We start from the raw sequence: 11,646 nt of genomic DNA, 5'->3' as shown, positions 1-11,646 counted from the left end.
ACGAAATTACAAAGAGATTGTGACTTTATGAAGCCTATTTTCAAATGGATTCTTGGTATTGTAGCGTTTATCCTACTGGCGTTGGCTGGTGGTATTTGGTATTTTAGCAGTAAGTGGAAGCCCCTTTTAGATACTAAAATCAAGCAGCTGGTGTTTCAAGCAACGGACAATTTGTATACTATTACATACGACGATATCCACGTCAATCTATTATTAGGCAATATAACAATAGACAATCTGCAGCTCGTCTCAGACAGTTCCGTATATAAAAAGTTGGAGTTGGTCAAAAAAGCGCCAGATAACCGCTTTGAAATTTCCATCAATAGGCTGAAAATAAAAAGCTTTGGTATCCGAAGGGTATTAATGGATAAGGAACTTTTTTTGAATGATATCACCGTCGAAACACCAACGATTCATGTCATCAATGAGGTACACCGTTATAACGATACGGTGAGTAGGGGGCCTAAAAAACCATTGTATGAGAAGATAAAGGATAATCTGAAAAAAATTCAGGTTCGGGCTGTCAATTTGAATGATATCGATTTTAAATATACGCAGGTCCAAAAAGGGGTGTATCAAGATTTCGAAGTCAAGAAGGTCAAGGTTCGTATAGATGACGTTTTAATCGATTCGACTTCTGAGCGAGACAAGCAGCGCTTTTATCATACGAAAATGATTGATATTGAGGTTCCTGGTTTTACCTATAAAACTCCGGACGGGTTTTATAAAGTAAACTTTGATCAGTTGAAAATCAATAGTAAAAATCGCAATGTCCTCTTGACTAAAGTTGCTTATCAGCCGACGCTGAATAAGGCTGCTTATTACCGGAAGAAAGGTGAAGGTGGAAGCTATATGGTGCTGAAAATGGATACCCTGCTTTTGACGGGATTCAATTTTGCCGAGCTTTCTCGTGATAAGAAAATATATGCACAAAATGCACGCTTAAAAAATGGTTCTCTTTCGATTTATAGTGATAAACATTATAAAAGCCCACCAACCAGTCAGATTGGAAATGCTCCGCACATGAAATTAATGCAGATGTCGACACGCTTGGGAATTGATTCATTAATTTTAGATAATATAGGAATTACGTATGCTGAAATGAGTGATGAGTATAGTCAAATCGGTACCATTACTTTTGATCACACGTATGGTACGATATTGAATGTGACAAATGATTCGACAAAATTGCTTAAGCAGAAGCTCATGCGTGCAAATTTGAGCAGCAATTTTATGAATGCGGGCAAGCTTTCTACCAATTTTGTTTTTGATATGACCTCTAAAGTTGGGGCCTATACCTACAAGGGCACACTTGGGAAAATGGATCTAACTGTCGTTAATAAGATGATCCGGCCATTGTTAAATGTTGAGGTTAAATCGGGCAATCTCAGTCAGATTACATTTGACATATGGGCCAACGATTACCGTAGTAAAGGAACCTTTAAAATGGATTATGATGATCTCAAAGTTAATATCCTGTCGGAGCCAGGTGATGATGGTCGTCGAGAAAAAAAGGGGCTGCTGTCTTTTATGATTAATCAGGTGTTGTTTAATCCGAGCAATCCGGATTTATACGGGAAATATACGGTAGGGCATATCAATAAGCGCAGGGACCCCAATCATCCATTTTTTAAAGCGATGTGGCAGACTTTGTTGGTTGGAATTAAGCAATGTGTCGGCCTTGGTCCAGAACGGGAAGCTAAATTAATGAACACAGCTGGAAAAGTTGAAAAAGTCGTTGGGGGAATCAGCAAGGCCAAGAAAATGATTTCAAGTATATTTAAGAAGCACAAAACGCCTGAGGAGTTGCTGAAGGAAGAAAAAGAAGATGAGGCCAAAGAGGCGGCAAAGATTGAAGAGAAAAGGAAGCGTGACCGTGAAAAGGCTGAAAAGGAACTCGAGAAAGAAGGGGCGGGAAATTAAAGATCCGTTTCACGTGAAAAGGTTGCCTTGGTTAAGTCGGCGCGCCAAAAAACACAACGGAGATAGATTTGCATTTATTGACAGATTTATCTTAGTTTGAGACATTATGATAGATTCGATTTTAAGTTTTATCCGATTTGTTTTCAAATATAAAAATGGGCTTGTAGACAAAATCATGTTCTATGTGAGCATGATTTGCGCTGCAATCGTTATATTTAATGTAGGCTATGTTACTGATCCTGCACTAGGGAAATTGCTGGGTAAAACAATTCATTATCTATTCTTTGTGCTCTTTTTCATGATTGCTCTCCGCGAGTCATCCTCCATTTACGCACTCAAAAAAATTGCTGTGGAGCATTACTCGGGCTTGGTTATTCTCATTTACTTTGTATTTATTCTTATTGCCCGTTTTGCAGGGTTTGGAGCACTCGCTGTTTTTTCAAGAGAACAGTGGGTTTATCTCGGAATCTATCTAATTTTTATCGCGGAGCTGTCGAAGAGCACACTTTTCTTTGATAATTTTTATTTTAATCCGACCATATTATTTGTCATCAGTTTCCTCGCTCTTATCCTGCTTGGCACGGTACTCTTGATGTTGCCACGGACCACGGTAGAAGCTCCATTAAGTTTTGTGGACGCCTTATTTATGGCAACAAGCGCTGTTTGTATCACTGGCTTGTCGGTTGCCGATATTTCAACCAATTTTAGCATGTTTGGACAAACTGTGGTCATCGTCTTGATACAGGTTGGAGGATTAGGTATTATGACATTTACAGGTTTTTTTGGTTATTTTTTTTCGGGCGGATTTTCATTTAAGAATCAATTGATGTTTGGTGAAATTTTAGGTGAAAATAAAGTAGCCTCCGTCATTAAAACCCTATTGACCATGATCTTTATTACGCTGCTGTTTGAATTTCTTGGAGCGATACTGATCTTTAGTACCTTGGAAAGTGCTAATTTCCCAAATTTGGGGAGCATGGTTTTCTTTTCGATCTTTCATTCCATTTCGTCATTCTGTAATGCTGGATTTTCGATCTTATCTGGAGGAATTACCCATGAAGCCTATAAATTCAATTATCCGTTCCAATTGGCATTGTCCTCGCTTTTCATTCTGGGCGGTCTGGGGTTTGGAATAGTATTGAATTTCTACACCTATATGAAAGAATCCATATTGCTTTATTATCACCGATGGATCACAAAGAAAAACTATAAGCATAAAGCATGGAGCTTTAGCTTTAATTCTAAATTGGTGCTGGTCTGTAATGCGATTATTATTGTAGGTGCCACTTTGTTTTTCTATTTCTTGGAGCGAGGGAATACACTTTCTCTTGAAAAGGGAATCGATGGGGAATGGGCGACTTCCTTCTTTATGGCCAATGCCGCACGTTCGGCAGGTTACAATAGTGTTGATTTGAGTTTTGTTGGGCCACCAACTGTTTTTTTGATCATGCTGCTGATGTGGGTCGGGGCCTCTCCCGGATCTACTGGTGGGGGAGTAAAGGTAACTACCGTTGCTGTTTCACTGTTGAATATTGTTTCGCTGGCTAAAGGAAAAGAATATATAGAGATTTTTAAAAGGCGAATAGCCGGCGAATCTGTTAACAAGGCTTTTGCGATTATTTTATTGTCGTTTTTTGTGGTTGGATTCAGTTTTTTTGTGCTCATTTTTACTGATCCCGATAAGAGTATGAAAGCACTCCTCTTTGAAGCACTATCAGCCTATACAACATGTGGATTAAGTTTGGGGATTACACCCTCGCTCAGTATGGGGGGAAAATTAATTATTGCGTTGACAATGCTTGTTGGACGTGTTGGGATGTTGACGCTATTGGTAGCTTTTATTAAAAATACAACCCGGAGAAATATTGTATTTCCGGAAGAAAAGATCTTGTTTTAAGCAGACAAGTGACCGTTTTGGCTAAATTTGATGGCTTTATCAGCGGAATATGAGCATATAAATTGAAAGATAGCTTGGAAATAAAGGTAAATTTATTTTAGTTTGAGATATGAAGTATATTGTTTTAGGATTGGGGCATTTTGGACGTTCTTTAGGGGTACATCTTACTGAACTCGGGCATGAGGTGATTGGTGCCGACCGAAATCTCAGTATCGTTGAACAATTAAAGGACAAGATAACGCACACGGTATGCCTAGACACCACCGACCGAGAAGCGGTATCGTCATTACCGCTTAAAGATGCTCATGCTGTCATTGTTGCAATTGGAGAGGATGAGGGAGCTTCGCTCATGACTGTAGCGCTCTTAAAACAGTTGAAAGTTAAACGCATCATTGGTCGTATTGTTTCAGATTTACAAAAAACTGTGTTGGAGGCCATGGAAATCAATGAATATATCATGCCGGAAGAAGAGGCTGCTGAGCGTTTGGCAATGCGTTTAGACAATATTGATATCGTCGATTCGTTTAAAGTCTCGGATAAATACTCTATTGTGGAGACTAAAGTTCCGGCGCGTTACGTGGGGATGACCTTGCGTGAAGCGAACCTGACGAATTTATACAAGGTGATCGTCTTAACCACCGTGAAAATTACAGAAATGAAAAAGGATGGTGTGACTAAAGAACAAAAAGAAGCTTCAGGAATTGCCGCATCGGAAACGATCATGGAAGAGGGTGATATTTTGGTTGTTTTTGGTGAGCTATCCAATATTAATAAGTTAATTCAAAAAGGAGAATAAAATATGTTATTGACAACAACAGGTACTATTGAGGGGCACCAAATTGAACGCTATTTGGGAATAGTCTCTTCCGAAGTGGTTCTGGGGGCAAATGCAATCAAGGATATGATGGCGGGCTTTCGCGATTTTTTTGGCGGAAGATCCAACTCTTATGAACGCGCATTCCAGGAAACCCGTGAAGCAGCGCTGCGTGAACTTGAAGACCGTGCACGCGCCTTGGGCGCTGATGCGGTCGTTGGGGTTCGACTGGACTTCCAGACGGTAGGAACAGGAGGAATGATGATGGTGGGCGCAACGGGAACGGCGGTAAAAATGAGATCTTAATTACAAGGGGGCAAAAAATTTTGCTCCCTTTTTTATGTGTCCCTCGCTAAGGCAACATTTCAGCTATTGAGTACCCAAAGGCTTGCCCCGATTTTTCTAGACACCTTCTATTTATGTATTTAAAAGGAAGAGCGATCGATTGCCGAGTCAATACAGTTAATACCCTGCTGTTAACAGGACACTGAGCGATAATTATAATTGTATATAAAAACAAATTTATCTAAGTTTGGCTTTTAAGACTTTTAAACAACCTAAGAAGGTAAATGAAATCATCGAGATTTATCAAACCGCGAATAATGTGTTCATAGATACAACGAAAAGCAAGTTATGAATGAACGATTATTTGGTAAGTTGAATAAATTAGATATATTCATCACCTTAAAATGACAAATTTATACGGATGAAAAATTGGTTTAAGGCGAATTCAGCACATTTGATCGTTATTGCGATATTTATTGCGCTCGTATTTTTTTATTTTACCCCTGTTTGGCAAGGAAAAACACTGGCGCAGTCGGATGTGGTACAGGCGCAGGCGGCGCAGAAGGAATTATTTGATTTTAAGGCAAAGGATGGTAAAGCGCCTTTATGGACTAATTCTATGTTTGGCGGAATGCCGACTTATCAAATTTGGCAAGAAAATGAGAATAACATTGGTACCTATTTCTTAAAAGCGGTTAAGTTCGCCTTTCCGAGCCCAATGGATACGGTGCTATTTTATTTGTTGGGGGCTTATTTCCTTTTTAGTGTCTTACGGATCAAACCCTGGCTTGCCGCAGTCGGCGCAATAGCCATTGCATTTACATCCTATAATTTTATTTATATTGAAGCTGGGCATATAACAAGGGCCAATGCAATCGCATTTATTCCGCCTGTTATTGCTGCGGTTATTATGTGTTATCGGGGAAGTAAATTGTGGGGGCCTGTATTATTGGCGTTGTTCCTTTCGCTGGAAATTCGCGTCAATCACTTACAGACAACCTATTATCTGTTAATAGTCCTCATGGTATACGTGATTTTCACGTTCATCGATGCGCTTAAACAAAAGCAATTAAAAGGTTTTTTTATCGCTTCAGGAAGGCAGATTGTCGCAGTGGTCATCGCTTTGATGGTAAATGCATCTATTTTATTGCCGACTTGGGAATATAGTAAATTAAGCACGCGTGGACATGCCAATATCACGAAGGTTGATAACAACAATGCTAAAGAGAAAGGGCTTGATAAAGAATATGCCTATGAGTGGAGCCAAGGGATTGGTGAGACCATAACCTTTTTAATTCCGAATGCCTATGGTGGTTCAACTGGAGGACAATTGGACGAGAAATCACATGTCGCTAAGTTCCTAATGGAACGAGGAGGGGCGTCGGAGATTCAAGCTGGCCAGATGGCGCAAGGCATGCCAACCTATTGGGGCGACAAACGTTTTACTTCGGGGCCATGGTATTTTGGGGCAGGAGTTTTCTTCCTATTTGTGTTGGGGCTTGTTATTGTCAAGGATCGCTTCAAGTGGTGGATTTTGGCAACAACCATTTTAGCGTTGCTTTTGTCATTCGGAAAAAACTTTACTCTTGTATCGGATCTGTTCTTTGACTATTTCCCCATGTACAATAAGTTTAGGGCTGTTGAATCTATTCTTGTTGTGGTTTCCATTACCGTGCCAATGATGGCGATTATGGCAGTAAACGAACTGTTAACACGTGCTAAGGAGATACCAAACTTAGATAAAAAAATCTTGTATACCTTTATTGGTGTCGGTGGAGTCTGTCTGTTGATTGCCGTAACGCCGGATCTCTTTTTGAATTTTGGAAATGCGGGGCATAGCAATTTGGTAGAAATGTTAGAGCATCAGATCGGAGATAAGGCCTTTGCGACAGAGTTGGCAAACCAGTTGGTTCTGGATCGCAAAGATATCGCGAGTAAAGATGCCTACCGTTCCTTTTTCATTGTTCTGCTGACCTCTGGATTTGTTTGGGTCTTTTTAAAGAAAAAACTGAGCGAGGGTGTATTATTAGGGGCTTTGCTCGTCTTATTCTTGTTTGATTTATGGAGTGTAGATAAGCGCTTCTTGAATGACAAATCTTTTATGGAGAAGGGTGCTACAGCACAGCAAGTATTCCAACAACGTGAAGTGGATCAATTGATCTTAATGGATAAAGATCCAAGCTACCGCGTACTTGACTTGACTTCAGATCCGTTTTCGGATGCCCGTCCGTCCTACTTCCATAAATCCTTAGGCGGATACCATGCAGCAAAATTAATGCGTTTCCAGGAAATTTTGGAAAATCAATTTAATGGCGCCCTGAACGAAGATGTATTGGATATGTTCAACGTACGTTATTTGATTACGACAGATCCTCAGAATCAGTCACAACGTATTGTAAGAAGAAGTACAGCTGCAGGAAATGCTTGGTTTGTAGATCGGGTAAGTTTTGTAAAAGGAAATGCCGAAGAAATGCAGGCAATCAGTTCGTTTGACCCACATAAGGAGGCCTTTGTGAATCAACAATATCAAAATGAGATTAAGGCTAAAACTTCGAATGCTTCAACGACAGGAGAGATTAAGTTGACCTCCTACCATCCCGATAAAATGCAATATGAATATACATCTGCCAATGATGCCTTTGCGGTATTTTCTGAAGTATTTTACGATAAAGGGTGGAAAGCTTATGTGGATGGAAAGGAAACGCCTATTATTCGTGCGGATTATATCTTAAGAGCACTGCAGTTACCTGCGGGAACGCATAAGGTAGAATTTGTTTTTGATCCAGAGTCGCACAAATTGGGTAATGTATTGACTTTAATCTCGTCTATTGTTCTTGTATTGGGAATAGGCGCGGCGATATATTTCTCCTTTAAAGGGAATAAAAAAGAAACAGCGGCTTAGCTGCTGTTTCTTTTTATTGTGTGAGCTTTAGAATAATTTGAGTTGTGGATCAGTTATTCTAAAGCTTTTTCTATGATGTGGCGTAGACCCATGCGCCAATACAGCTGTTCTGTGTTTAACTGTTGGGTACCCTTTGTTGTTGAGCCAGTCGTAGTGGGGATAATCCACAGCAATGTTGTCCATATATTCATCCCGATAAGTTTTGGCCAGAATTGAAGCAGCTGCGATCGACAGATACTTGCCATCCCCCTTGACGATACATGTATGCGGAATTTGTTGATAGGGAATAAACTTATTTCCGTCAACGATGATATACTCCGCTTTGGTTTTTAAGAGATCAAGCGCCTTGTGCATGGCTAAGTAGCTTGCATTATGGATGTTTATGCGATCTATTTCTTCGGCTGAAACACTGGCAACTGCAAATGCGAGAGCTTCGCGTTCGATAATTGGCCGCAACATCATCCTTTTTTTCTCACTAAGTTGTTTGGAGTCGTTAAGGAGATCGTGGTAATAGTCTGTTGGGAAAATCACTGCTGCAGCGAAAACGGGCCCTGCCAGACAGCCCCTTCCAGCTTCGTCACAACCGGCTTCAATCCACTGCTCCTGATAATATGATAATAGCATATGCGATTCTTAAAATAGCCGAAATTACAAATAAATTTGGAGTTATTTATTGTAACTTCTGTGTGAATATTGGCCATTTACATTAATTAACACTACTAATGTCTTCTTTTGTAAAGATTTAGAGCACTAGACTATTAATATGATGGAATAATTTTCATTAGCAAAATAAGAAGTTGTTCCGGTCTGGGCCATATTGTTTCAATATTAAACTTGGGCAATAGTTTTGGTGTCAAAGATTTAACAATTATAGAAATATAAAAATACATATTATGAGAGGCTTTATGCTTTTGTTGTTTAGTATGCTGATGGGATGGACTGTTTATGGCCAGACGAATAGCGTACAGGGAATCTTGAAAGATGACAAGAATCGAATTGTTGCCGGGGCGACGGTTAAGCTGACGTCAAAGTTGGATTCTATGACTACAGGATCCAATATGGCGGGGATTTTTATCTTTGATAAGATCAAATCCGATACCTTTAAAATTACCGTTTCAAACTTAGGCTTCGAGCGCTTTGAAAAGGAATTTAGTATTCCTAAAGGCGAGTCAAAATATATAATTCCAAGTTTAACTTTACAACAGAATTCACAGATGCTGCAGGAAGTTGTGGTTGATGGTGTCCCTACTGTCGTTGTTAAAAGTGATACCCTGGAATACACCATGAAAAATCTAAAGCTCCGCGATGGCGCCGTTGCGGAAGACGCGTTGAAAAAGTTACAGGGAGTCGAAGTGGATAAAGATGGTAACGTTACAGCACAAGGTGAATCCGTAAAGCGGGTTCGTATTAATGGTAAGGACTTTTTTGGTGGAGATGTAAAGACAGCTACCCAAAATTTACCTGCAAATATTATCCAAAAGATGCAGGTCATCGATGATTATGGTGATATGGCCAATGTCACTGGCAATAAAAACGGTGATTCGGAAAAGGTGTTGAATATTCAGATAGATCCCAAATACAATACTGGGCATATGACTACCCTACGGGCTGGCGTGGGAACAGAAGATCGCTATCAGGCTACCGGTATGTGGATGGGGATGCGTGAAGGTGAACAAATTTCGGTGCTGGGGAATTTGAACAATACCAATGCCCCCTTATTCGATTTTAGTACTGTAGGTGGTGGCGCCCGCCGTGGCCAGGGTGGTGGCGGCCGCCGAGGTGGTGGTATGTTTGGTGGCTCGGACGGTTTGACAAAAATTGGTTCCATAGGACTGAATTACCGCAAAGACTTTAATGATAAACTGACTGTTTACGGTAGCTATAGTTTTAGCCATAGCAACAATACAACACTATCCCAACGTTTTCAGGAAAATACACTGCCTAATATCATGCAGACGGACAGTGTGACATCCAATTCGAACACGGTTGGTGATAGCCATCGTTTCGAAGCAAATGTCGAATGGAAGCCTACAACGAAAGATTATATCAAAATATCGCCTCAGTTTGGCTACGACAAGAGCGATGCAACGACAGGTACGAATTCGCTCACGTATCGTAGTAGTGTATTTAATAATTCTCAGGCGCAAGATATTGTTGCCAATTCCACTGCACCGAGATTTGGGATTAGCGGTTTATACAATCATAAATTTAATGATAAAGGAAGGAATGTTTTTGTAAACATGAACTTCAATAATGCAAAAACAACGAAAGATCAGAATGCCATTCTGGATAGGTTGTTGGCCGATCCCAACAATGCAAATGCTCCCTTAGATTCGATCTATGAGAAGACGATTCTGGAAGCTAATAATAAAAGTTGGAATGGAGGAGCCTCGGTGAATTATACTGAACCTGTTTCCGAGAAAGGAAAAGTAGAGTTTACCTATGATTTCAACAAAAATAAGTATGATAATTCGAACAAACAGCAAGGATTTGACCGCGATGGAAACCTTATAGCAGAAGACCCGAAGTTGAATTTTGATTATAATTACGATTATTCCTTCACAACACATAAAATAGGGGCAAACTATTTGTATAGTGGCGATAAAATAACCTATTCCATTGGAGCAGCAGCTCAACCTTCCCAATTAAGAGGAGATGCGATCAGTTCAGGCTTAGTCGTTCCAATTCATCGCAACAATATGAACTGGATGCCTATTGCACGTTTTGAGTATAAATTTTCGAGACAGTCCAATATCTCTGTCAATTATTCGGGAACACCGAATGAGCCTTCAGTAACGCAGATCTTGCCCTTTGATATGAGTACAAATCGGACCAGTATCGTAATCGGTAACGCCAATCTGAATCCGGAATTTAGCCATCAATTGAATGTACGGTTCCGTAAAAATGATTTTCAAAAAGGAAATAACTTCTTTGCGTTCGTTAATGCCGGTTTGACTAACAACAAGATTGTGAGCTTGAGCAAAAGCTATTTTGATGATTTAATGGACTATCAAACTGGACAAACAAATTCTACGTTAGTATCCGAAACTGGCTACTTGAATGAAACAAGCGATAAACCATTTAATGTGAGTTCTTTTTATCATTACGGAAAGTCATTGAAAGAAAAAACATATAATATTATGTTAATGGGCGGGGTGTCCTACAACAAAAATATTGGATATGTTTCTACGGAGAAAGATGATAACATCGGTCAAAAGAACGTTGCCCGGAATATTGTATTAAATCAAGGTTTGATGTTTAGATACAATCCTTCGGAGAATTTGGAAATCAATCCGGGAGTACGCTACCAATTTAATCATACGGAGAATTCATTGACAAATCGTACGACGAATGTTTCTTCTTGGACACCCACATTGATTGGCTCTGTTAACATCACAAAAACTACAATTTTCGGAGCGGATCTATCGAAGCAATTCAATAGTGGTTATGGAGCCGGTATCAATGCAAACCCGTTTGTCATCAATACGTACCTTGAGCAGAAGTTCTTGAGTCAACAACGTGGTACAGTACGTTTACAAGCATTTGACTTATTGAATCAGCAAACGAATGTTTCCCGGACAGTGAGCGAATCTATGATTACAGATAGCCGTACCAACCGTTTGGGACGATATTTTATGATTTTGTTTACCTACAAGTTCCAAAAATTCGCTATGGGGAACCCTGAAGGCGAGAACAGATTCCCAGGCGGAATGAGACCACCGCGTATGTAATTTGAATAATCTTATTGCTATAGGATATAAAAACGGTCATAGTGATTTCGCTATGACCGTTTTGCGTTTAAAAATGCCTAGTTTTGTGATCACT

7 protein-coding genes are annotated in these 11,646 nt (G+C 39.9%); 6 read left to right on the top strand and 1 reads right to left on the bottom strand.

Annotation, left to right across the window (positions count from 1 at the left end; genetic code table 11):
* Window positions 1-27 precede the first annotated feature (27 nt).
* From B3H30_RS16645 to B3H30_RS16625, 5 genes are all read left to right on the top strand, one after another.
* Window positions 28-1,923, top strand: coding sequence for a hypothetical protein (locus tag B3H30_RS16645; protein ID WP_286777226.1), 1,896 nt, complete (start codon window positions 28-30; stop codon window positions 1,921-1,923).
* 106 nt (window positions 1,924-2,029) lie between these two features.
* The gene (locus tag B3H30_RS16640; protein WP_236560322.1) at window positions 2,030-3,820 is read left to right on the top strand and encodes a TrkH family potassium uptake protein; all 1,791 of its coding nucleotides are present in this window, start codon (window positions 2,030-2,032) and stop codon (window positions 3,818-3,820) included.
* Between the two features lie 109 nt (window positions 3,821-3,929).
* Window positions 3,930-4,616 carry a potassium channel family protein gene (locus tag B3H30_RS16635; RefSeq protein ID WP_046673051.1) on the top strand — a complete coding sequence of 229 codons (687 nt, stop codon included), beginning with the start codon at window positions 3,930-3,932 and terminating at the stop codon, window positions 4,614-4,616.
* Window positions 4,617-4,619: 3 nt separating this feature from the next.
* Window positions 4,620-4,940, top strand: a complete 321-nt coding sequence (locus B3H30_RS16630) for a YbjQ family protein (protein WP_046673052.1) — start codon at window positions 4,620-4,622, stop codon at window positions 4,938-4,940.
* A 400-nt stretch (window positions 4,941-5,340) separates the two neighbouring features.
* Window positions 5,341-7,821 carry a YfhO family protein gene (locus B3H30_RS16625; protein WP_286709828.1) on the top strand — a complete coding sequence of 827 codons (2,481 nt, stop codon included), beginning with the start codon at window positions 5,341-5,343 and terminating at the stop codon, window positions 7,819-7,821.
* A gap of 27 nt (window positions 7,822-7,848) precedes the next feature.
* Here B3H30_RS16625 and B3H30_RS16620 read toward each other — a convergent pair whose 3' ends face one another.
* On the bottom strand, window positions 7,849-8,445 hold the full coding sequence (locus B3H30_RS16620; protein WP_070560938.1) for a ribonuclease HII: 597 nt from the start codon (window positions 8,443-8,445) through the stop codon (window positions 7,849-7,851).
* A 269-nt stretch (window positions 8,446-8,714) separates the two neighbouring features.
* On the opposite strand from B3H30_RS16620, the gene B3H30_RS16615 reads away from it, so the two are divergent.
* The gene (locus B3H30_RS16615) at window positions 8,715-11,552 is read left to right on the top strand and encodes an outer membrane beta-barrel protein (protein WP_286777225.1); all 2,838 of its coding nucleotides are present in this window, start codon (window positions 8,715-8,717) and stop codon (window positions 11,550-11,552) included.
* The last annotated feature ends 94 nt before the right edge of the window (window positions 11,553-11,646 follow it).

This window comes from Sphingobacterium sp. UBA7038, assembly GCF_002494055.1.
In the GTDB taxonomy this organism is placed as follows: domain Bacteria; phylum Bacteroidota; class Bacteroidia; order Sphingobacteriales; family Sphingobacteriaceae; genus Sphingobacterium; species Sphingobacterium multivorum.
Note: the sequence above shows the minus strand (reverse complement) of the source record. Positions and strands in the feature narration are given on the sequence as shown.